This window comes from Paenibacillus mobilis, assembly GCF_058267595.1.
Map to the genome: position 1 here is coordinate 428,378 of NZ_JBZCMS010000002.1, position 21,405 is coordinate 449,782.

22 protein-coding genes, 1 riboswitch and 1 other annotated feature are annotated in these 21,405 nt (G+C 52.1%); of the genes, 1 reads left to right on the forward strand and 21 read right to left on the reverse strand.

The window, feature by feature from the left end; all coding sequences use genetic code 11:
* Positions 1-59: 59 nt before the first annotated feature.
* Both AC3ZPD_RS05200 and AC3ZPD_RS05205 read right to left on the reverse strand, forming a co-directional pair.
* A complete protein-coding gene (locus tag AC3ZPD_RS05200; RefSeq protein WP_490983204.1) occupies positions 60-575 on the reverse strand; it encodes a hypothetical protein in 516 nt (171 codons plus the stop codon).
* Positions 572-1,162, reverse strand: a complete 591-nt coding sequence (locus AC3ZPD_RS05205) for a CPBP family intramembrane glutamic endopeptidase (RefSeq protein ID WP_490983205.1) — start codon at positions 1,160-1,162, stop codon at positions 572-574. Before AC3ZPD_RS05205 ends, AC3ZPD_RS05200 begins: the two co-directional genes overlap by 4 nt.
* A gap of 195 nt (positions 1,163-1,357) precedes the next feature.
* Positions 1,358-1,583: a binding site (T-box leader), on the forward strand.
* A 257-nt stretch (positions 1,584-1,840) separates the two neighbouring features.
* On the opposite strand from AC3ZPD_RS05205, the gene serA reads away from it, so the two are divergent.
* Positions 1,841-3,427: a phosphoglycerate dehydrogenase gene (gene serA, locus AC3ZPD_RS05210; protein WP_490983206.1), complete on the forward strand. Its 1,587-nt coding sequence runs from the start codon at positions 1,841-1,843 to the stop codon at positions 3,425-3,427.
* A gap of 205 nt (positions 3,428-3,632) precedes the next feature.
* Here the strand turns inward: serA and AC3ZPD_RS05215 are convergent, their stop codons facing one another.
* The 19 genes from AC3ZPD_RS05215 to AC3ZPD_RS05305 all read right to left on the reverse strand — a co-directional run bounded on the left by AC3ZPD_RS05215 (position 3,633) and on the right by AC3ZPD_RS05305 (position 21,272).
* Complete coding sequence (locus AC3ZPD_RS05215; RefSeq protein WP_490983207.1) at positions 3,633-5,090, reverse strand: HAMP domain-containing sensor histidine kinase; 1,458 nt, start codon at positions 5,088-5,090, stop codon at positions 3,633-3,635.
* The gene (locus AC3ZPD_RS05220) at positions 5,091-5,807 is read right to left on the reverse strand and encodes a response regulator transcription factor (RefSeq protein ID WP_490983208.1); all 717 of its coding nucleotides are present in this window, start codon (positions 5,805-5,807) and stop codon (positions 5,091-5,093) included.
* A 208-nt stretch (positions 5,808-6,015) separates the two neighbouring features.
* Positions 6,016-6,750: a pseudouridine synthase gene (locus AC3ZPD_RS05225; protein WP_490983209.1), complete on the reverse strand. Its 735-nt coding sequence runs from the start codon at positions 6,748-6,750 to the stop codon at positions 6,016-6,018.
* A gap of 96 nt (positions 6,751-6,846) precedes the next feature.
* Positions 6,847-7,335, reverse strand: coding sequence for a spore maturation protein (locus AC3ZPD_RS05230; RefSeq protein ID WP_490983436.1), 489 nt, complete (start codon positions 7,333-7,335; stop codon positions 6,847-6,849).
* Positions 7,336-7,373: 38 nt separating this feature from the next.
* Positions 7,374-8,027: a nucleoside recognition domain-containing protein gene (locus tag AC3ZPD_RS05235; RefSeq protein ID WP_490983210.1), complete on the reverse strand. Its 654-nt coding sequence runs from the start codon at positions 8,025-8,027 to the stop codon at positions 7,374-7,376.
* Between the two features lie 30 nt (positions 8,028-8,057).
* Positions 8,058-9,104, reverse strand: a complete 1,047-nt coding sequence (locus tag AC3ZPD_RS05240; RefSeq protein ID WP_490983437.1) for a D-alanyl-D-alanine carboxypeptidase family protein — start codon at positions 9,102-9,104, stop codon at positions 8,058-8,060.
* Positions 9,105-9,342: 238 nt separating this feature from the next.
* Positions 9,343-9,792 (reverse strand): GerW family sporulation protein, encoded by a 450-nt coding sequence (ytfJ, locus tag AC3ZPD_RS05245; RefSeq protein ID WP_490983211.1) that lies wholly within the window; start codon positions 9,790-9,792, stop codon positions 9,343-9,345.
* Positions 9,765-10,457, reverse strand: a complete 693-nt coding sequence (locus AC3ZPD_RS05250) for a DUF2953 domain-containing protein (protein WP_490983212.1) — start codon at positions 10,455-10,457, stop codon at positions 9,765-9,767. The genes ytfJ and AC3ZPD_RS05250 overlap by 28 nt, the downstream gene beginning before the upstream one ends.
* A 204-nt stretch (positions 10,458-10,661) precedes the next feature.
* Positions 10,662-11,267 (reverse strand): SMC-Scp complex subunit ScpB, encoded by a 606-nt coding sequence (gene scpB, locus AC3ZPD_RS05255; protein WP_490983213.1) that lies wholly within the window; start codon positions 11,265-11,267, stop codon positions 10,662-10,664.
* On the reverse strand, positions 11,236-12,030 hold the full coding sequence (locus AC3ZPD_RS05260) for a segregation and condensation protein A (RefSeq protein ID WP_490983214.1): 795 nt from the start codon (positions 12,028-12,030) through the stop codon (positions 11,236-11,238). The genes scpB and AC3ZPD_RS05260 overlap by 32 nt, the downstream gene beginning before the upstream one ends.
* A gap of 71 nt (positions 12,031-12,101) precedes the next feature.
* Positions 12,102-12,569: a 6,7-dimethyl-8-ribityllumazine synthase gene (ribH, locus tag AC3ZPD_RS05265; RefSeq protein WP_490983215.1), complete on the reverse strand. Its 468-nt coding sequence runs from the start codon at positions 12,567-12,569 to the stop codon at positions 12,102-12,104.
* 26 nt (positions 12,570-12,595) lie between these two features.
* Complete coding sequence (locus tag AC3ZPD_RS05270) at positions 12,596-13,867, reverse strand: bifunctional 3,4-dihydroxy-2-butanone-4-phosphate synthase/GTP cyclohydrolase II (protein ID WP_490983216.1); 1,272 nt, start codon at positions 13,865-13,867, stop codon at positions 12,596-12,598.
* A gap of 84 nt (positions 13,868-13,951) precedes the next feature.
* Positions 13,952-14,623 (reverse strand): riboflavin synthase, encoded by a 672-nt coding sequence (locus tag AC3ZPD_RS05275; RefSeq protein WP_490983217.1) that lies wholly within the window; start codon positions 14,621-14,623, stop codon positions 13,952-13,954.
* 3 nt (positions 14,624-14,626) lie between these two features.
* Complete coding sequence (gene ribD / locus AC3ZPD_RS05280) at positions 14,627-15,769, reverse strand: bifunctional diaminohydroxyphosphoribosylaminopyrimidine deaminase/5-amino-6-(5-phosphoribosylamino)uracil reductase RibD (RefSeq protein WP_490983218.1); 1,143 nt, start codon at positions 15,767-15,769, stop codon at positions 14,627-14,629.
* 270 nt (positions 15,770-16,039) lie between these two features.
* Positions 16,040-16,211, reverse strand: a riboswitch (FMN riboswitch).
* Positions 16,212-16,412: 201 nt separating this feature from the next.
* Complete coding sequence (locus AC3ZPD_RS05285) at positions 16,413-16,844, reverse strand: peptidylprolyl isomerase (RefSeq protein WP_490983219.1); 432 nt, start codon at positions 16,842-16,844, stop codon at positions 16,413-16,415.
* 194 nt (positions 16,845-17,038) lie between these two features.
* Positions 17,039-18,370, reverse strand: coding sequence for a diaminopimelate decarboxylase (lysA, locus tag AC3ZPD_RS05290; protein ID WP_490983220.1), 1,332 nt, complete (start codon positions 18,368-18,370; stop codon positions 17,039-17,041).
* A 113-nt stretch (positions 18,371-18,483) separates the two neighbouring features.
* Positions 18,484-20,148: a spore germination protein gene (locus AC3ZPD_RS05295; protein ID WP_490983221.1), complete on the reverse strand. Its 1,665-nt coding sequence runs from the start codon at positions 20,146-20,148 to the stop codon at positions 18,484-18,486.
* A gap of 45 nt (positions 20,149-20,193) precedes the next feature.
* Positions 20,194-20,625, reverse strand: a complete 432-nt coding sequence (locus tag AC3ZPD_RS05300; RefSeq protein ID WP_490983222.1) for a stage V sporulation protein AB — start codon at positions 20,623-20,625, stop codon at positions 20,194-20,196.
* Entirely contained in the window at positions 20,625-21,272 is a 648-nt protein-coding gene (locus AC3ZPD_RS05305) for a stage V sporulation protein AA (protein WP_490983223.1), read from the reverse strand. Before AC3ZPD_RS05305 ends, AC3ZPD_RS05300 begins: the two co-directional genes overlap by 1 nt.
* Positions 21,273-21,405: the final 133 nt, after the last annotated feature.

Genomic DNA, 21,405 nt, shown 5'->3' on the forward strand with positions numbered 1-21,405 from the left:
ACAGGAAATCACACTTGGATGAGTTTGCCTTGCCCGCATTAAAAATCCTCTGCCCGTCCTCAGCCCCCTTGCTTCATGCTCCATGGCGAAGAATGAAATCCCCACCAAAGAAGCCATACGGTCAGTCCGATAAAGACGACAAGCAGCACATTAAAAAACCAGCGTGTCCATTTGATCCTCTGGGAGGGATAAAGCTCCATTCGGGACGGATACGTTTCCTGCTTACGCAGGTCTTCGTCAAATTCCAGATTCTCCCATGCCTCACGTTCCTTTGCGAATTCACTTTGCAAGGCCAGTTCCTTCGCCGTGTCTGGCGGAGCTTTTCTGGAAAAAGTCTGCCGCCGGGAGGGTTCTCTCCCGCTTGCGGTAAACGTTTGATCCCGCCTGCGCTGCCTGGACGGAGTTACCGGCTCGGGCAGCTGTCTGGCTGCCGCTGCTTGGTATACGGCCGTGTTCAGCATTATTTCTTCGGGCGACGGTTCGGATGGCGAACTTATCGCCGTTTTTAATTTCTTGTCCGTTTTTTCAGGATGTCTTTTACCCAATCGGTCTACTCTGCTTAACTTTTGATTCATGCTTCCCTCCGGTACCGGATCACGAGCCCGGAAATCAGGTCGATCAGAAAGTGGGACAAAATCGGAGCCCACAACGAGCCCGATGCCAGATAAATGTATCCTAGTCCATAGCTGCTCGCAAACACCCAAGCCGTAGGAATCCAGTGCCTCAAGTAGCGTACATGGATAACGGCGAATAAAATGCTTGTCCAGTAAGGACCTAAGGAGTGCTGAATAGCTCCGCGAAACAGCATTTCTTCACACACGGCTACCATTAGCGCAATCAGCACAATGTGCCACAGCGGCCTTTTACGGAACAGCAGTTCGTTAATGCCCCCGTCGTCCATCGAGGTTTCAGGAATAATTTTGGATAAAACCAAATCAATAATAAATGCAGCCCCCGCTAATCCTAAGCCCCACCAGACAAAATCAGCGTTCTCCGGCAGCCTGAGCAGCTGAAGCGGATTGCGCCATTGAACCAGCATGATGATCAGGCTCAAAGCAAGGGTTAACCCTTGAGTAAAATACAAATTAATCAACAAAAGCCTGTCATTAAGTTCCTCTGGTTTTATTCGCCTGATTTTGATCTTTTCTATTTTTTTTCTCATCTTTATTTACCGCATTTCTTCAGAAATAGTCGAAAGCTGTCCTTCATAAAATCATAACCGATTCGGACACCCTTATTCAAGGCGCCTTTGGGAGCATATCCGGCGTTCCAGCGGGTTTTACAAGTTTTAAAAGATCCCCAATTTGCGGTATTGACAGTCTTTACTTGCCGTGTTACATTATGAAAAATTAATCGAAAAAACACGTTGATGGAGAAAGGCCGATTTTGAGCTTTCAGAGAGCCGGTGGTTGCTGAGAACCGGCAGCTCGGAATTACATGCCTAGCCCTCCAGAGTGCTTCGCTGAAATTCAGTAGGCGGGCCGGATGAAATCCGTTACCATTTCTGTCGCAAGACAAATTGAGGCTGCATCTGCGAAGGTGCGGCGAATAAGGGTGGCACCACGACAGCTCTCGTCCCTTACTACGGTAGTAGTATGCGGATCGGGGCTTTTTTTATTGCCTGTTTATATCCCCTTCTGCCTCAATCGGAGCAAGTGCTCGCCTTCGTTCTTTGGTGCGGCAATTCAGCGCTACTCTAAAGCGGTGCTTCCGTTGCAGTTTTGTCGATGCTTTTCAGGAAGCTTATGCTATACAAAACTTTAAGCTCATGCTTCCGTAGCAGTTTTGTCGATGCTTTTCAGGAAGCTTATGCTATACAAAACTTTTAGGAGGTCAAATCATGTTTAAAGTGTTAGTGTCGGATCCGATCAGCGATTTGGGAATTCAGCAGCTTGTGGATGCCGAGGATGTAACCGTGGACCGGGTATCCGGTCTGAGCGAAGCCGAACTTATTGCCATTATTCCGCAGTACGATGCCCTGCTTGTCCGCAGTCAGACCAAAGTAACTCCCGCCATCATGAAAGCCGGTACACGCCTTAAAGTGATCGGACGCGCCGGTGTGGGCGTGGACAACATCGATCTGGAAGCCGCTACCCAATCCGGCATCATTGTCATTAACGCGCCGGACGGCAACACGATTACGACATGTGAGCATGCCTTTGCGATGATGATGGCGCTCGCCCGTCATATCCCTCAAGCCTATGCCAAAACGGTCAGCGGACAATGGGACCGCAAATTCCTTGGCGTCGAGCTGCGCAACAAAAAGCTGGGCGTTCTCGGTATGGGACGCATCGGCAGCGAGGTCGCCAAACGGGCCAAAGCCTTCGGCATGGACGTTTTGGGTTACGATCCTTTCCTGACGGAAGAACGTGCCGAAAAGATGGGCGTTCAATTGGCTACCGTTGATTACGTCGTTCGTCATGCCGACTTTATTACCGTTCATACCCCTCTTACACCGGAAACGAAACACATGATTTCCACTCCGCAGTTTGAAGTAATGAAAAAAGGCATGCGCATCATCAACTGCGCCCGCGGAGGCATCATCGACGAAAGAGCGCTGATCGAAGCGGTCGACCAGGGCATCGTGGCCGGCGCCGCCTTTGACGTATTCGAGCAAGAGCCTCCTCAGCCGGACCATCCTTTCCTGCATCATCCGAATATCATCGTAACGCCTCATCTAGGCGCTTCTACCGTAGAGGCTCAGGAAAACGTTGCGATCGACGTGTCGGAGCAGGTGCTTCATATTTTACGGGACGAACCGTTTAAAAATGCCGTTAACATGCCGCCGGTTGCCGCCAGCGTCATGAACAAACTTCAGCCTTATTTCGGACTCGGGGAAAAAATCGGCTCCATCGCCGCCCAAATTAATCAAGGAGCTATCCAAGGCATTCAAATCGACTATGCCGGAGATTTGTCCGAGGTGGATACCCAGCCGCTAACCCGCTATATCCTGAAAGGCGTATTGGCCCGCCACTTCGGCAGCGACGTCAATATCGTCAATTCAATGCACCTGGCCAAAACCCGGGATGTCCGCGTAGCCGTTTCCTCGGCCCCTGCCCAAAAAGGGTTCATGAACCTGATTACCGTAACGATCCAATCGAGCGGCACGGATACCAGAATTTCCGGAACGCTGCTGAACGGGTACGGGGATCGGATCGTGCAAATCGATAAATTCCCGGTAGACATCGCTCCGGAAGGTCATTTAATCGTTATCTCCCACACCGACAAACCGGGGATCATCGGCAGCGTAGGCACACTCCTTGGACGTAACGACGTTAACATCGCCTCCATGCAGGTGGGCCGTCAGGTCGTCGGCGGCGAAGCCATCATGGTGCTGACGGTCGATAAAGAAGTTCCGGAACCTGTACTGGATGAGTTGATCAAGCTGCCGGAGCTGAAAACTGCCCAGGAAATCGTCCTTTCCTAAATTCCTAAGTCAGTTTATTTGTTTGTTGATCAGCGTCGGCAAGTTCATCTAATAAAGAAAAAGTGCTGTCCGCTAAGCCCAAGCTGCCGCGGCCGGCACTTTTTTTTATGGTCTAACATGCTGTTCTATCCCTCTGTTCCACGTAGAACAAGATTTATCTTCCCGATTCAACAAAAAGTCTGCTAAAGGAGCAGAATGCCTGCTCCTAGCTCATTTTTTCGACAGGCAGCTTCAAGCGGAACACGGTTCCGCGGCCTACCTTGCTTTCGGCGGAGATCGTTCCGTGATGGGCTACGACGATATTTTTAACAATCGATAACCCCAAACCTGTCCCTGCAGATTCCCCCCGGACACGGGCTTTGTCCGCTTTATAAAACCGTTCGAAGATATAAGGCAAATCTTCCTCGGCTATGCCGTGACCTTCGTCGCTGACGGTAATTTCCACCCAGGGCTCGTGCCGGCTGCCCTCCGCGATTCTCCGGGCGGCAAGGGAAACATCATGATGCTCCGGCGTATGACGGAAGGCATTGTCCAGCAAATTCGTCAGCACCTGCTCCAGACGGTCTTCGCTTGCTTCCTGAAGCTTCAGCGTTTCCTCAGGCAGAGAAAGCTTGAGCTGGATCGAGCGTTCTTTGGCCCGCACGGCAAACTTCCGGTAAACCCTGCCCATAAGTTCGCTCAGATCCGTTTCATGCATCACCATTTCGGTGTGTCCCGCTTCCATCCGGGCCAAATCCAGCAGATCATGAACCAGCCGGCCCATTCGGAGCGATTCGTCATAAATGACCTGAATTAATTCCCGTTCTTCCTCGGGAGTGGAAGCCATGCCGTCCAGCAGCGCTTCGCTGTATCCCTGCATCATGGAAAGCGGCGTGCGGATTTCATGCGACACGTTGGCTACGAAATCTTTGCGCATCTTCTCCAGCTGCGCCTGTTCCGTTACATCCCGAAGCACCGCTACCGCCCCCTGGATATCCCCCTCCGAGGTCAAAGGGGTCATATGAACGGACCATACGGTTTGTTTGACGTGAACATCCTCGCGCTGATCTTCTTTCTCCCCAATAACGCGATTAAACATCGCGACCAGCGGGTCCGGCACAAGGCGCATCGAAGCAGGGATCAATCCCTGTCCCGCCCTGGTGTCATTTTCTTCCTCATGCTCGATGTTGCCCCACTGCTGAAGCAGCTCTTCGGCAGGCGGATTGGTGAGGATAACAGCCCCGCCCTGGTCGATGGTAAGAACGGCGTCGTTCATGCTTCGCAGCACGCTGGCCAGATGCTCCTTCTCCAGGTTCAGGCTGCGGATCGTATTTTCCAGCTCCTCGGCCATATGGTTAAAGGTGCTCGCCAAATCGCCGATTTCGTCGCTCGTTTTCAGCGTTAAGCGGGTATCGTAATGGCCGGTCCTGATTTCATCGGCGGCCTGGATGAGCCTCCGCATCGGCTGCGTGATTTTTGTAAATAAAAACAGGGCAAAAAAAGTAGTCAGAGCAAATCCCGCTATGGAAACCCAAACAAAAAGGGTCTTGATTGCACCTGGGTTTGTGAAATTTGTATCGATGTAAGGAAGCAGGAATAAACCCAGCGTCAGCAGGACGCAGGCAACCAAGGCGCTGATCGTCAGCCAAAGCTTGCCGACAAGTGACCTCCAGAAGCCCGCCACTTATTTTCCAACCTCCAGCTTATAGCCTACTCCCCAAACGGTCGTAATCATCAGGGCCGCTTCCGGCGATACTTTGTTCAGCTTCTCCCGCAGGCGTTTGACATGGGTATCCACGGTGCGGAGATCCCCGAAAAATTCATAATTCCAAACGTCTTTAAGCAGCTCTTCGCGGGAAAACACCTTGTCCGGAGACACCGCCAAATAGTGAAGCAGCTCATATTCCTTAGGCGTAAGGCTGACTTCCTCGCCCCCGGCGGTCACTCTGTGCGCATCATGTTCGATCGTCAGGCTCGGGAACACGATGGTGCTGCTGGTGCCGCTCTCCTGAGAAAGAAACGCGGTTGCCGAGGAACGGCGCAGAATCGCTTTTACACGGTAAATGACTTCGCGCGGACTAAACGGTTTCACGACATAATCGTCCGCTCCGACTTCAAACCCTTGGACACGGTTAACCTCTTCGCCTTTGGCCGTCAGCATCAGCACCGGCGTTGCTTTGGCCTGTCTCAGCCGGTTGCACACCTCGATGCCGTCCATGCCGGGCAGCATGACGTCAAGAAGCACCAAATCGTAATCCTGATCGATCGCTTTTCGGAGCGCGGTTTCCCCGTCTTCCGCCTCATCGATTTCATAACCTTCTTTTTCCAAATACATCTTAAGCAGACGACGGATTCTTTCCTCGTCATCCACGACCAAAATACGGTTGACCTGATCTGCCATCCTAACAACTCCTCCATCTGATTGCCTGTTCCATACAGGCGGCGGCATATCTATATTGAATCATTGTACATCCGAACGTCAGGGCTATCAAATCCGGCCATGGGCTATTCCTTTATGTACAAATAAGAAAACATTTTGGCAAAACGCCGCCCGTTCCCCGGATAACAGCGAAAACGGGCCGACGGCTGCTGCTAAAATCGATTTAGGACTATTTTTTGCTCCCTACAACAGCGCTTTGGCGAAGGTTATCGACTTCATTTTTGGTCAGGTGACGGTAAACCCCGCGTTTCAGGGTTCCCAGAAACAGGTTGCCGAACGAAATCCGTTTGAGCCGCGTCACCGGATGACCGATGGCTTCAAACATCCGGCGGACCTGACGGTTCCTGCCTTCATGAATGGTAATGGAGATGGTCGCCTGCTTGTTGTCCGGATCCACGTCATGGTATTCGACTTCAGCCGGAGCCGTCATTCCATCATCGAGCATGATCCCTTTCTTGAGCTTGTCCAGCTCGGTTCCATGCGGGACCCCCTTCACCGTAGCCAAATACGTCTTGGGCACATGATGTTTCGGATGCGTCAGCAGATGGGCGAATTCACCGTCGTTCGTCAGCAAAAGCAAACCTTCCGTATCGTAATCCAGCCGTCCGACCGGGTATACTCTTTCCTTGATCCCTTTCAGATAGTCGGTGACAATCTTTCTTCCATGCGGATCGCTGGCGCTCGTAATAACCCCTTTGGGTTTATTGAACAGCAGATACAGCTTTTGTTCCGCCCCTATGTTTTTGCCGGCTACGGTAATCGTATCCGTAGCGGGATCCGCTTTGGTCCCGAGCACGGTCACCGTTTCGCCGTTGACCTGCACCTGTCCGGCCAAAATAAGCTCTTCGCATTTGCGGCGCGAGGCCACTCCCGCTTGAGCCAAAATTTTCTGCAATCTTTCCATATCTTCAAGTCACCTCTCATTCATGATACCCAGTTGACAAAAAAATCACAATAGAAAAGCTAAAAACGCTCTCACAAGGAGAGCGTCTGCAGCAGATCAGCCAAAGATAAGCAAGCAAACAAAAATGGCGGCGGCAAAACCTACGATATCCGAAAACAATCCGACCTTAAGCGCATAACGGCCGTTGCGGATCCCCACCGCCCCGAAATAAACCGTAAGCACATACAGCGTAGTATCCGTGCTGCCCTGAATGGTGGAGGCAATGCGCCCGATCATGGAATCGGGACCATAAGTTTTGATCAGGTCGGTAGTAAAGGCCAAAGATCCGGTGCCGGTAAGCGGCCTTAAAAAACCCAACGGCAGCACTTCCGCCGGAATATGCAGCCACTGCACCACCGGCGAAGCTAGTCCAATCAGAAAGTCCATGGCGCCGGAGGCGCGGAAGACGCTGATCGCCACCATCATCCCCACCAGATGAGGAATGATTCCGATCGCGGTCGAGAATCCTCCTTTTGCGCCCTCCACAAAGGTCTCATACACCGGAACCTTGCGGAAGAACGCATAAAGCGGGATAAAAGCGATCATGACAGGGACCGCCCAGGCGGAAATTTGATGAATCCAGTTCAAGTGCCCTCACCTCGTCCGACCGGGGCCGAAAGAGCCCGGGGCTGCTTGTTGACGCCGGACGGCGGCGGCGGATACGGCGACCTGCGGCGGTACCACCGGTCCGCAAAGATGGCGGCCAACGTGGCGATAGCCGTGGCGAGCAGCGTGCTGCCTACGATTTCGGCAGGATTGGCTGAATGATAGGTGTTTCTTATCGCGATCAAGGTGGTCGGAATAAGCGTAATGCTGGCCGTGTTCAAAGCCAGAAGCGTGCACATGGCCGGCGAGGCGGTGGTTTTGTCGGGATTGAGGCGCTGCAGCTCCTGCATGGCACGGATTCCCATTGGCGTTGCCGCGTTCCCCAGACCCAGCAAATTTGCGCTCATGTTGGAAAGTATGTACCCCATAGCGGGATCGTTTTTTGGCACATCCGGAAACAGAAACCGGACAACCGGTCCAAGAAGCTTCGATATTTTGGCGACTAGTCCCGAATCTTCGGCAAGGCGCATGACGCCCATCCAGAAGACCAGCACGCTGATCAACCCGAAACAAACGGTAACCCCCGTTTCGGCTCCTTCAAAGGCCGCTTTGGTAATCACATTGATATCGCCTTTGTAGGCTGCAAAACCAAATCCGATCAGCAGCATGCCGAGCCAAATCTTATTAACCATGTTTCCCCTCTCCCCTTTACAGCAGACTTTCTATGGGTGAATGCCTTTTTTCTGCTCTGCTTCTTTCTGAGTCGTTTCTTGGTTTTCATACAAAGGGACGCTGCCGATAATCTGATCGTGCAGCTTCAGCACGATTTTCCCCTTTGGCGCCCCTGGTTCGGAAGCGGTGTTTAATTTGATTTCCTGTCTCATTTCAGGTGATTCGGATGAGTAAAGCGGATATTGGAAGGTCCTGCCCGCTATAAGGGTTGTCCCGCTGACCAAAACGTTCTGCTGCTTTTTGATCAAGGTGTGCAGCGGAAAATGCTGAAACCCGAAATCCAGCATCTTAGCGTGATCGTTCCAGTCGTCCCCGTCATTCAGCGTAACGGCCGCCAGCTGCTGACCATTGCGGGTTGCCGAGCTGACCAGGCAGCGTCGTGCGATTTTGGTAAAACCGGTTTTGACGCCGTCCGCTCCTTCATAAAACCGAAGCATTTTGTTTTTGTTCAGCCAATCGTAATCCCAGGACTCGTTCGGGTTCGGCGCTTTTTTTTGCTTAGTGGAAACGATCTGCCGGAATACCGGATTGTGCAGAGCGTACGCCGTAAGCTTGGCCAAATCGTTAGCCGTGGAATAATGGTCCTTATGGTCCAGACCATGCGGATTAACGAAATGGGAGTTCTTAAGTCCGATGATTTCCGCTTTCTGGTTCATCAAATGTACGAAACCTTCCTCGGAACCTCCGACATGCTCCGCAATGGCCGTAGCGGCATCATTTCCCGAACGCAGCATCAAGCCGTAGAGCATGTTTTCCAGCGTCATTTCTTCGCCCAGCTTCAAATAAATCGAAGAGCCTTCTTTGCCGAAGGCTTTGGCGCTGACCTTCACTTTTTTATCCAGACCGCTGCCGTTTTCTATAGCGACAATGGCGGTCATGATTTTTGTCAGGCTGGCGATCGGCAGCCTTTCATCCCCCTGCTTGCTGTACAGCAGCCGGCCGGACTCCACGTCAATCAGTGCCGCCGCCTGGGCGTGCGTGCTGAGTTGAGGAAGACCGCCCCCGTCATTCGGCTCCTTGGCCGCTGCAGGCTGCATCAGCAAACCCAAACAAGCTAAAAGCGATAAACCTAGACCTGGTATTTTACGGCTTATTTTTTTCAAATCAAGTTTCATAACCTACTCCTTAGCTGATTGGTCTTGTTAGCGTTATTCTAATAGTAAATATATGCATAGAGAGGGCCTGGATAGACCCCGTTTGTCCATCTTTGCTCCAAAGATAAAAAAACCCTTCCACGATTCGGAAGGGAAATCCATGGTGTCCGCACATTTCAGGTTAGACGCGCGATTGGAACGTCGGCGTTTCGGATACGACCATAGTTGAATTGACGGTGCCGTTAAACATGTGTTGCAGCTGGTTAATGACGCCAGGCACGGTGTCGATGATTTTCTCCATCACGTGGGTCTGGTTGTCCAGCGGCACTACGTTTACGCCTTGAGGGCCGACAACTAGAAACGCAATCGGGTTAATGGAAACGCCGCCGCCGCTGCCGCCGCCAAACGGACGGTTGATTTCGCTGTTTTCAGCATGTCCATGTTGATGTTCGCCCGACAGATTAAAATCGCTGCCGCCTGCCGCAAAACCAAACCCGACGCGGCTGATTGGCAAAATCACGCTTCCGTCTTTGGTTTCCACCGGAGCTCCGACAATTGTGTTTACATCGACCATCGCCTTGATGTTCTCCATAGCGGTGCGCATCAAGCCTTGAATAGGATGTTCAGCCATTGTTTAGTTCCTCCCTTCACTTTGAGCACGCGAGTAATAAGAGTCAGTCCAGCATATATAGCATATCCTAGACCGATTTTCGCTATGCAATCCATTTGGGTCTCAAAATGCGGCGCAGCGCCAAAGGTTGGCTTTACCTTAAGTTCGGGAGGTTTTCTCATGTTGACTCGGAACGAAAGCCCGCCGATGATAAAATTTTTGACGCTCCACAGCAGACCGCTGGCTACGGCGGTATGGTCCGCTTCTTTCATGGAGAAATCCGTAGCCCATTCCAGCTTGAGGACGTCCAAATGTTTGAGCGTGGCTTCGAGCCAGCGCTTCAGACCTTCTGTAGCCTCCAGAAGCTTGTGATACATCTCTTTCCAATGCTGGATTTTCTCCGTTCCGATATGCTGCTCGTTTTCCTTCCTAGATACCATAGCCGGCAGGTCGCTGCCCGAAGCGGAATGCACCTTGAACCCTTTTTTCAGATTGTCAAAAACAATTTTTGGCACCTCGTAATGAAAATGCACCATACCAAACAAGGCTTTTATTTCGGCCTTAATATGCTCATCCTTATTCCGCTTGCTCGCATGGACCGTAATCGTGATTTTTGAGAACAAAATAACAAGAGGCAGCACCACTACTACGAGAACCAGCAAACCCGTCCAGATCCAAACCCACATATCCACCCTCCGTCCCTGGTAAAAATCCATTTTCTAGTATGCCTGGCCGGCTTACATATCATTCCTGCGGCCGAGAACCCGGTCCGTATAAATAAAAACGGCCGAAAGGGCAACCCCTTATCGGCCGTTCTGGCTAAATACCTTAACCTTATGCATTTAAGCTGACAATTCTTAAAAAGCCTTCAAGGACAAGTCTTGTCCTTCCTAAGACTGCTTCATGTCGTCAATGGTGAGCTGTTCGTTCCGGATGCGGTCGAACAAATCGTGGGTTTCATCCTCCAGCGGATCGGCTTCCGCAAACTGCTCGGGATCCGGCAGATCCTTAAGGCTGGCCAGCCCGAAATAATCAAGGAAGGCTTTAGTCGTTCCGTATAAAATAGGCCGTCCGATCGCCTCGGCCCTGCCCACCTCTTCGATCAGGTCCTTGTTAACCAGCGTATGGATCGCCCGCTCCGCCTTGACCCCGCGGATTTCCTCGATCTCGATCCGGGTAATCGGCTGGCGGTAAGCAATGATCGACAACGTCTCCAGCGCCGCTTGGGACAAGGAGGATCTGGACGGCGAATAGGCCAGTTTTTCAAAATAGGGGGCGTGGTCCTTCAGCGTAGCCATCTGAAAATGCCCGGCAATCTCCAAAAGCTGAAGCCCCCGTCCTTCCTTGGACATGTCCAATTGCAGTTCCGCCAGCACTTCTTTAATCATTTCAGGGCGCTGATCCAGCACCTCGCACAGCTGTTTTACGGTCAACCCTTCCTCACCGGCCAGGAAGAGCATTCCTTCAATAATCGATTTCAACTTCGGAAAATCCATTACCGGCTTTTTCCCCTTTCCACTCCATCACAATGTCATCAAATAAATGATTCTGGTAACACAAAATAAGCTTCATCTTCATCAGTTCCAGGATCGCGAGAAACGTCACCACCACTTCGTGCCGGGACATCTCTTCGTCCAGCAGCTTGGAGAAAAGCACCCTGCCGCCCCGGCCCGCCAGCTCCAGCACGCTGACCACTTCCCTGATCCGGTCCTTCACGGAGATTTCGTCCCGCTGAATCCTCGCGACCGTATTTCGCTTCACCGCCTTGCGGAGCGCTTTATGAAAAACGCTGATCAGGTCGGAAACGTGAAGTCCCTCCACCGGATTTTCTGCCGTTTCAGGCATGAAAGGCGTTAAGTCTTCAGGCTCTTTGGAAAAAATAAGGCTGCGCTCCCATTCCTTGTCGTGCAGAAGCTCCGCGATGCCTTTGAACTTTCGGTACTCGATCAGCTTGCGGATCAGCTCGTCTTCCGGATTTTCTTCCTCTTGATCATACAAATCATATTCGTCCTCCCATTCGATGACGGGAGGCTTGGGGAGAAGTTTCTTGCTTTTTATCGACAGCAGGGTTGCCGCCATCACCAGAAATTCGCTTGTGATTTCCAGTTCCAGCTCCTGCATGGAATGCAAGTAATCCATATATTGGTCTGTAATTTCGCTAATGGAGATTTCCTCGATTTCAATCTCCGCTTTGTCAATCAAGTGAAGCAGCAGATCCAGGGGACCTTCAAAGGTCTCCAGCTTGTAAAGTACCGTCACTCTATGATCCACCACCCGTACAAAAGAAAATGTAGCGCCTTTCCGAAGAAAAGCACTACATTAAATAAGCACTATTTTAGCTGATTCGTCAAGTTTGCCATTTCAATTGCCGCAATTGCAGCATCCCAGCCTTTATTTCCGGCTTTGGTACCGGCCCGCTCCACGGCCTGCTCAATGTTTTCCGTGGTCAATACGCCGAAGATGACCGGCAGCCCAGTTTTAAGGCTTATGGCTGCTACGCCTTTCGCCACTTCATTGCAAACGTAATCGTAATGGGTAGTGGATCCCCGGATTACGGTTCCAAGTGTAATAACGGCATCGTATTTGCCGCTTTCCGCCAGCTTCTGCGCCGCAAACGGTATTTCGAAAGCTCCCGGCACCCAGGCCACATCGACCTCTTCATCGGTTACGCCGTGGCGCTTCAGGGCGTCCAAGGCCCCGCCCAGCAGCTTGCTTGTAATGAACTCGTTGAAACGTCCCACTACGATGCCGTATTTCAGTCCGGATGATACAAGATTGCCTTCAAAAATTTGTCCCATGATAAACCTCCATAAATTAGTATTTTTTATAATGTAGCTTTGGGTCCCTGCTCGTGCTCGTCCTGCTCGATGTCGTCTATCTCCCGTTCCTCGTTAAAAACCAGCATATGCCCAAGTTTGGCTTGTTTGGTATGCAGATAAGCGGTGTTGTCTTCGTTCTCTTTGATCTGGATCGGAACACGTTCCACGACCTCCAGTCCGTAACCTTCAAGACCTTTGATTTTTCGCGGATTGTTGGTCATCAGGCGGATTTGTCTGACTCCGAGGTCCTTGAGGATTTGCGCCCCGATTCCATATTCTCTCAGATCAGCCTGAAAACCCAGCTTGAGGTTGGCTTCAACCGTATCCAGTCCCTGCTCCTGAAGTTTGTAAGCCTTCAGTTTGTTGATTAGGCCGATGCCGCGTCCTTCCTGACGCATATACAGCAGCACTCCTTTGCCTTCCTCCTCGATTTGCCGGAGGGCGGCAGCAAATTGCGGACCGCAGTCGCAACGGTGCGAATGGAACACGTCGCCGGTCAGGCATTCGGAATGAACGCGGACAAGAACCGGTTCATCCGGATGAATTTCCCCTTTGACGAGGGCCAAATGCTCTTTATGGTCGACGTCATTCGTGTAGGCAACTGCCCGGAATTCGCCGAAATCGGTCGGCATGCGGACTTCGACCTCCCGGTTGACGAGTTTTTCCCGGTCGTTCCGGTAGCGGATTAGGTCCCGCACGCTAATCAGCTTAAGATCATGCTGCTCCGCAAACTGCTTCAGCTCGGGCAGACGCGCCATTTCCCCGTTTTCTTTGATGATCTCACAGATGACGCCTGCCGGATAAGAGCCGCAAAGGAGTGCAAGATCCACCGCCGCTTCCGTATGTCCGGCCCGGCGGAGTACGCCGCCTTTTTTGGCGATCAGCGGGAACATATGCCCCGGCTTGCGGAAATCCTCCGGTTTGGCTGCCGGGTTCATCAGGCCTTTGACCGTCAGGGAACGCTCATAGGCCGAAATGCCTGTCGTGGTTTCGATGTAGTCCACCGAAACCGTAAAATTGGTGCCATGGTAGTCCGTATTATGGGCGACCATGGGACTGAGCTCCAGCTCATCCGCACGTTCCTGCGTAATCGGCACACAGACAAGCCCTCTGGCTTGCGTAATCATAAAGTTAATCACTTCAGGCGTAGCCATCTCCGCCAGCGCGACCAGGTCGCCTTCGTTTTCGCGGTCTTCATCGTCCACCACGATAATCGGCTTGCCCTGCTTGAGAGCCTCAAGCGCTTTTTCTATGGAATCCAGTTCGAATTGCTCCATATGGATGCCCCCTTTCTTTCCTTTCAGATCAAAATGCCTATCCTGACCTAACTCTAACTCTAACTTCTAACTCTAACTCTTTCCTCAAATAAATCCGTTATCGGCCAGCACCTTCAAATCCAGCCCTTTTGAACGTCCCTGCCCGGCATCCGCTGCGGAAGGATGTTGGAAAAGCAACAATCGTTCCACGTATTTGCCGAGAATGTCGCATTCCAGATTCACCGAATCGCCGGCTTTTTTAGTCCCGAGCGCCGTTTGGGCCAATGTATGCGGAATGATGGAGACCGAAAATTGTTCGTTTTCCAGCTCCGCCACGGTCAAGCTTATTCCATCGATCGTTATGGAGCCTTGCGCAACAATGTATTTGAGCAGCCCCGCAGGTTCCGGCCTAACCGTATATACCACCGCATTGTAATCCCGTTTGACGTTTATAATAATGCCGGTTCCGTCCACATGTCCCTGAACGATGTGGCCGCCGAATCGTCCCCCGGCCGACATCGCCCTTTCCAGGTTCAGTTTTTGCCCGCTGGACAGCTTCGACAAATTGGTGTGCTTATACGTTTGAGGCATGACGTCAACCGTAAAAGATGAGGTACTCATGCTGGTTACGGTCAGGCAGACGCCGTTGACCGCGATGCTGTCTCCCAGAGCCATGTCCTCCATGATTTTGTGGGCTTCGATGCCAAGCAGCATCGCTTCGCCGCTCCGGCTTACGGATTTCAGACGGCCCACTTCCTCAACCAGTCCCGTGAACAAGGTTTATCCCTCCCAACTTGGTGTTCCCGTAATCAATAGATCGTTGCCTGCCGGAGTGACCTGAACATCGGTTAAGGTTACGGCCTGGTTCATCAGGTCGGGTCCGGCAAAACCAAAGCTGTCGCGTCCCCCGCTGCCAATCAGCTTGGGAGCAAGGAACAGCTGAATTTCATCCGCGAGTTTTTCCGCAAGAAAGGAACCGCTGATTGCTCCCCCGCCTTCTACAAGCACGGAAGAAACGCCGATTTGAGCGAGCTGTTCCAGACCCGATTTCAAATCGACCCGTTCGCCGCCTCCGCAGATTAGAACACGGGCTCCCCTGGCTTCGAGCCTCTGCTGTTTATCCGGTAGCCCATGGGCCTCCGTTGTCAGGATTAGCGTTTCGCCCTGAGCCCGGCCGCCGGCTTCAAGCACCCTCGCGTCCTCGGGAATACGCAGCTTGGAATCCACAATGACGCGAACCGGCGACAATCCAGGTACGGCCAGGCGCGTATCCAGCGACGGGTTGTCTGCGATAACCGTGTTTACCCCGACCAAAATGGCCGCATGCTGATGACGCATCGTGTGTACGAGGTTTCGGGCGGCTTCGCCGGTGACCCATTTGCTGTCGCCCGTTCGCGTAGCGATTTTCCCATCCAGCGTGCTGGCTGTTTTCAAAGTGACAAAAGGAAGTCCCGTTGTAATAAACTTGATAAATTTTTTGTTTAACTGCACGGCTTCTTTTTCTAGGATCCCTGCAGTTACTTCAATCCCCGCTTCCCTCAGCATGGAAATGCCTCTGCCTGAAACCTGTGGATTCGGGTCCTGACAGGCCACCACCACACGGGTTACCCCGGCTTCAATCAGCCTTTTGCTGCATGGCGGCGTAGCGCCGTAATGGCTGCAGGGCTCCAGGGTGACGTAAACCGTGCTACCCGCCGCGCGATCGCCAGCCATATTCAGCGCCTGCACCTCGGCATGTCCTTCTCCCCGTTTTAAATGCGCCCCCATGCCAACGATCGCCCCATCCCGCACAACCACAGAACCGACAACCGGGTTGATGCCCGTCTGTCCCTGCGTATGCCTGGCCATCTCCAGCGCCAGCGACATATAATATTCGTCATTCACAGGCTGCAGATTCACGTCCCCCGTAGGTGCCCATTGCATGTTGTCCTGATGCTCCTTTCACGTAAAATTTCGAACCCTGCGGAGTTTTAAAAATGCAAAAACCCCGGCCAATGGCCGGGGCAACAGGAGTTTAATACGATACCAAATAAAACGATGTCAACTGAATTCCCGGAAAAAAGCTGCCGGAAAACCATCAGCCGAGTCTTACGGCGTCACCAAACAAAACGAATGGATTTATCCGTTTCAGACTCATCATCGATCATTAAAGAAACCTGCACAAAACGCTTATCAAAAAGCAGCAAGCTTCCGTATCTCCTTCTCCCATCCAGACTATACTGTCGGTCCCGGAATTTCACCGGCTCAGCCGCATTTCCGTCAGTTAAACGGACAATTGCGGGTCACGGACTGAGGCGCAAGATCTGATCTTATCAGACCGGCCATCACCGTCGGTCGGGATTTTCACCCTGCCCCGAAGGATACGATATGAAATTGTTAGGTTAGCAGCCTGGATTCGAATCTTCGGCTGCTAACTTGTTTTGAATAGTAGCACTTATTGTCAGCTAATGCAATATGCAAATTCACACGGTTTTCAGAAACGCAGCCATTTCCTTTGCGACGAACCTTTAAAAAAAAGAGGCCCAGCATTTATGCCAGGCCTCTTTTTCACCTTAAATCCCCGTTATTACACTTCGTATACTTCGACGGTTTCCATACGGTCGCGTCCTTGGAAAGCGTCCACTTGGTCCATGCCGCTAACCACTTTGCCAAATACCGTGTGCTGGCCGTCCAAATGCGGCTGCGCTTCATAGCAGATGTAGAACTGGCTGCCGCCTGTGTTGCGTCCAGCGTGAGCCATAGCCAGCGATCCGCGTTCATGTTTGTTCGGATTGATTTCGCAGTTGATCGTGTAGCCAGGTCCGCCGGTGCCAGTGCCGTTCGGGCAGCCGCCTTGGGCTACGAAACCCGGAATCACGCGGTGAAAAACAAGGCCGTTGTAGAAGCCGGAGTTCGCCAGTTTTTCAAAGTTTGCCACCGTATTTGGAGCGTCTTTATCGAACAGGTCAAGAATGACTTCCCCGCCGTTCGCAAGTTTGATTTTTGCTTGTTTTGCCATTAGTGTTCAAGCCCCTTCCAGATTATGTTTCAATGTACAACATGTCCAGTTTACTATGAAAAGAAAGGGAGTGCAAAACAAACCCTCAATGCGAGAGAATGCTCAAAAGCGCATACCAGAGCTTTATGAGGCCTCCTGGAAACTTTTCAGCTCAAAAAAACAAAAGAAAAGACGGGTTTCCCCCGCCCTCTTCCTTATTTCAGCGAATGCTGTTTGCTGATTCGCTCGGGAATAACATCATTTGCGACAATATCGTTTAACGATTCCCGTTTTACGACCAAATCGCTTTCGCCCTCGTTAACGAATACCACCGCCGGGCGCGGAATCCGGTTATAATTGCTTGCCATGGAGTAGTTGTAAGCTCCCGTTGAAGCTACGGCCAGCAGGTCGCCTGCTTTCACTTCAGGCAATTCCAGGTCCCAGATCAGCATATCGCCGCTTTCGCAGGCTTTCCCGGCAACCGAAACGGTTTCGGCCGCCGCCTCGCCGGCCCGATTGGCCAGCATGGCTTCGTATTTCGAACCGTACAAAGCCGGACGAGGGTTATCGGTCATGCCTCCGTCAACGGATACGTATTTGCGGATCCCCGGAATGTTTTTGCTGGACCCAAGGGTATAAAGCGTAGTCCCGGCATCGCCGACAATGCTGCGGCCCGGCTCGATCCACACCTCGGGAAGCTGGTCATAAACGCCGGAGAAATGCCGTTTCACCGCATCCGTAATCGCCTTGACATAAACGGAGGCATGAAGCGGTGCGTCTTCGTCAGTATAACGGATGCCGAAACCTCCGCCAAGATTGATCACCTTAAAAACAAAGTCGAGCTCACGTTTTACTTTCACCGCAAATTCGGAAACCCGTTCTGCGGCAACCTGGAACCCTTCCACCTCGAAAATCTGCGAGCCGATATGGGAATGCAGACCCAGCAGATGAAGCTGCGGCAACCCGATTGCCGTCTTTACCGCCTCATAGGCAGCTCCGTTCGCCAGGTCAAAGCCGAATTTGGAATCGGTTTGGCCCGTCGAGATATATTCATGCGTGTGCGCTTCAACGCCGGGCGTAATCCGGAGCAGGACGTTTACTTTCACCCCGTTTTCAGCGGCCAGCGTGTTCAGCAGGTGCAGTTCGTCAAAGTTGTCGGCGACAAAACACCCGATCCGGGCGCTGATGGCCATTTGAATTTCGGCAGGCGTTTTGTTGTTCCCGTGAAAATGAATGCGCTGCGCCGGGAAGCCGGCTTTAAGCGCCGTAAACAGCTCGCCCTCCGACACCACATCCAGGCTCATGCCTTCTTCTTCCACCAGCCGGCACATCGCCAGGGTGCAAAAAGCCTTGCTTGCATATGCCACCTGGAAAGAAAGACCCGACTGCTGAAAAGCCTCTGTATATTCTCTGGCACGTTTGCGGATGAGGGCTTCGTCCATTATATATAACGGTGTCCCGTATTTTTCCTTAAGTTCTACTGTGTCACAGCCGCCGATCTCAAGATGGCCTTTGGCATTGATTTTGCTGGTACCGTGTAAATACATGCAGGCAGCCTCCGATTTTCCGATTTGCAATCAGTATATCAGTTAATGGCGATTTGGAAAAATGGATTTTTGCACATTTCATTTACACTTTTGGTACAGGCCATTTCCGGCTTCTATTCCTGTGCTATCCGGCTGCGGTCACGCGGTTTGTTGAAGGACGGGCGTGATTTGGCATACATGACCGGCATGCGCAGAATAACTGAAGCCATAGCCTTTGCATTAAATGGTATAAATGGCCACAGGTACGAAGAGTTGAACGAACGGCGCATGGTCAACAGAACGATAAACAGCGTGATTCCCACAACAAACCCCGGAACGCCGAAAATAGCGACAGACACAAGCAGGACCAGGCGCACAAGCCGGTTGGCGAGTCCCAGCTCATAACTCGGCGTGGCGAACATCCCGATAGCCGCCACCGCCATGTAAAGCACTACTTCGTTGACGAACAGCCCCGTCTTCACGGCGATGTCGCCGACCAGGATCGCGGCGATAAGGCCCATGGCGGATGCGAGCGGCGTCGGTGTATGGACGGCTGCCATACGCATGAGGTCGACCCCGAACTCTACGATAAGAAATTGGGCGATCAGCGGTATTTTCGCCTGGGCCTGGGGCCCGATAAATGACAGGGCGGGCGGTTTGATCTCCGGATGAACGACAATCAGCAGCCAAAGCGGCAGCAGGAACAAGGACGCCAAAATCCCGAAGAAACGGACCCATCTCAAATAAGTCCCCATAAACGCCGTCTGCCGGTTTTCTTCCGCGTGCTGGCATAAATCAAAAAAGGTGGTCGGGAGGATCATTACGCTCGGAGACGTATCTACGAGCAGTACGACCCGCCCTTCCAGCAGATGGGAAGCAACCGTATCGGGACGCTCCGAATAACGAACCAGAGGGTAAGGATTCCAGCCCTTGTGGAGGATCGCTTCCTCAAGCTGTTTATCCGCAAGGGGAATTCCCTCGAGATCCACGCTGCTGATCTTTTTCTTCAGCTCTTCAACCTGGACCTTATCCACGATATCATCAATATAGGCAATCGACACATCCGTCTCCGTCCGGCGGCCGACCTTCATGATTTCAAAGGTCAGGCCCGGATCGCGCAAACGGCGGCGGACCAAACTGACATTGGTCAGCAGCGTTTCGGTGAAACCATCCCGAGCCCCCCGGACTACCCTTTCAAGCGAAGGTTCTTCCGGGTTCCGCATCGGGTAGGAGCGGGTATCCATCAGGATCGCGGTATCTTCCCCCTCCAGGAACAGCACACACATGCCGGACAAGACCTGGGTGATGCATTCGCTCAATTTTTCAGTGGTCGTCACCTGCATATGAGGAATATATTCTTCAAAAAACGCCGTAACCGCATTCCCGGTTACCGATTCAGGCGTCAAATAAGTGAGCCGCTTCATGATTTCAACAAGGATATTGTCCTTCACAAACGTCGTTATCATGAAAAAGGCGGCCCGTTTGCCTCCAAACGACATTTCGCGGTAATCCACGTCAAAGCTTTGGCCCAGCCCGACGACCTGCTCCAGCGTTTTTCTGGTCGTTTTCAGCTTTTTGCTGATCTTATCGTTTTCCTGCCAATAAAGAACCGATTCTTTAATGGAATTGGAGGCCTCATTGGCTTTTTTGTCGGCATCCACCTTCTCTTCGTCCGGCTCGTCCTGCTTGATGCCAAATTCGGCCCAGCTGTCACGGCCCGGGTCAAAATCGGGAACGGATTCGCGTTCCCCATGATCCGTATGCCTGGATGAATCCGTATCAGAAAATCGTTCAGTCATAGCTTGGTCCCTCCTGCCAGCATCTTTTCGTCTTGTGTAATTTCGCTAGGGGTGATAAATAAACCAATCGTAAAAAGAACCGGCGATTTTGCCGAACACCATGGCAAGCAGCAGCAAAAACAGATACCGCTGCAGTCTGACCCTTTTAGCCAGTATAGGCAACACATTGAGTACCTCCGTTAAAGCCGCCGCCAGCATGCCTACAAAAATGCCGTTAAAAAGCCCGACCAACGCGGCCGCCGGCTTCCAGGCAATATAAAACTTCCAGTTCCAGAAATCGGCAAACGTCCCGAACAAGGATCCTGTAACCATCGCTCCTTCGTACCAGTGAACTCTGGGAAAGGTACGGGTAAGCTGCGCCAGCCTGGGGACGATGTCCAGAACCACAAACAGGGCCACCACGCCGGCCCCCACGGCCGTCCCGCCGGCCAATCCAAGAAAAGCAAGACAAACCGTCTGAACGATGTTCGGCACCATTACGTGGCATCCCCTTCCTTGGTTTCTTTGCGATGGATTTTTTTGTATTCTTCCGTAATCACGTAGTGGTCCATGTTTTCCTGGTAAAGGAACATCTCCACTTCAAGCGGCGTGGGTTCTTCATTCCATTTTTTGCGGAACAGGTGATTAAAAAAGATGATCATGCCCAGGCCGATGCCAAGGGAATAAGTGGTCTGAAACAAATAAGGATGGTCGTCATGCCGGCCGGTAATCATCTCGACGATATGCACGATCACCTCAGGCATGCTTACATCCGCATGGAAGTTCATGATCGTCAGCATGGAGCCGAAAAAAAGCAGCAGCCATACCACAACAAAAAGCACGATTGACGGCCTTTTTTCGCGGCCCATCACTTCCACCAGTGTATGCGGTTCCCCGATATACTCCATCGTAAGCGCCGGAAAAACCTCCCGGATTACTTTGATCACCTGCATCATATCGATGACGATCCGGTTGCCGTCTTGTTGGACCGGCTGTTTCACGACCAGCTGCTTCAGTTCCTCCTCGCAGGACGCCGGCGCCAGAATTTGAGCAATGTCCCCCAGAGCAATCCGCGTGCCGTTCATCAGCTTGACATGTTTCCTCAGCCTGATATAGACCAATCCCGTCTCCTTCGCTGGATCCAAACATCCTCACCCCTTGCCTGCCTAATTGTCCCTAGTATGCCAAGCCTTCGCTTCCTTTACTCAAACCGATAAGTTCCTCCAGCAAAAAAAAGCAGCGCCGCCCGGGTTCGGAAATTCCGTTCCCAAGCGGCGC

Bases quoted from the DNA above. Each gene is read 5' to 3' on its own strand.
- AC3ZPD_RS05235 (WP_490983210.1), bottom strand. From the start codon at position 8,027: ATGGTTAATAAGATTTGGCTCGGCATGCTGCTGATCGGATTTGGTTTT.
- AC3ZPD_RS05295 (WP_490983221.1), bottom strand. From the start codon at position 20,148: ATGACTGAACGATTTTCTGATACGGATTCATCCAGGCATACGGATCAT.
- AC3ZPD_RS05250 (WP_490983212.1), bottom strand. From the start codon at position 10,457: ATGTGGGTTTGGATCTGGACGGGTTTGCTGGTTCTCGTAGTAGTGGTG.
- AC3ZPD_RS05285 (WP_490983219.1), bottom strand. From the start codon at position 16,844: ATGGCAAAACAAGCAAAAATCAAACTTGCGAACGGCGGGGAAGTCATT.
- ribH (WP_490983215.1), bottom strand. From the start codon at position 12,569: ATGGGACAAATTTTTGAAGGCAATCTTGTATCATCCGGACTGAAATAC.
- serA (WP_490983206.1), top strand. From the start codon at position 1,841: ATGTTTAAAGTGTTAGTGTCGGATCCGATCAGCGATTTGGGAATTCAG.
- AC3ZPD_RS05240 (WP_490983437.1), bottom strand. From the start codon at position 9,104: ATGCAGCCTGCAGCGGCCAAGGAGCCGAATGACGGGGGCGGTCTTCCT.
- AC3ZPD_RS05200 (WP_490983204.1), bottom strand. From the start codon at position 575: ATGAATCAAAAGTTAAGCAGAGTAGACCGATTGGGTAAAAGACATCCT.
- AC3ZPD_RS05230 (WP_490983436.1), bottom strand. From the start codon at position 7,335: ATGATCGCTTTTATCCCGCTTTATGCGTTCTTCCGCAAGGTTCCGGTG.
- ribD (WP_490983218.1), bottom strand. From the start codon at position 15,769: ATGCAATGGGCACCTACGGGGGACGTGAATCTGCAGCCTGTGAATGAC.
- lysA (WP_490983220.1), bottom strand. From the start codon at position 18,370: ATGTATTTACACGGTACCAGCAAAATCAATGCCAAAGGCCATCTTGAG.
- AC3ZPD_RS05270 (WP_490983216.1), bottom strand. From the start codon at position 13,867: ATGGAGCAATTCGAACTGGATTCCATAGAAAAAGCGCTTGAGGCTCTC.
- scpB (WP_490983213.1), bottom strand. From the start codon at position 11,267: ATGGATTTTCCGAAGTTGAAATCGATTATTGAAGGAATGCTCTTCCTG.
- ytfJ (WP_490983211.1), bottom strand. From the start codon at position 9,792: ATGGCTGAACATCCTATTCAAGGCTTGATGCGCACCGCTATGGAGAAC.
- AC3ZPD_RS05220 (WP_490983208.1), bottom strand. From the start codon at position 5,807: ATGGCAGATCAGGTCAACCGTATTTTGGTCGTGGATGACGAGGAAAGA.
- AC3ZPD_RS05225 (WP_490983209.1), bottom strand. From the start codon at position 6,750: ATGGAAAGATTGCAGAAAATTTTGGCTCAAGCGGGAGTGGCCTCGCGC.
- AC3ZPD_RS05205 (WP_490983205.1), bottom strand. From the start codon at position 1,162: ATGAGAAAAAAAATAGAAAAGATCAAAATCAGGCGAATAAAACCAGAG.
- AC3ZPD_RS05300 (WP_490983222.1), bottom strand. From the start codon at position 20,625: ATGGTGCCGAACATCGTTCAGACGGTTTGTCTTGCTTTTCTTGGATTG.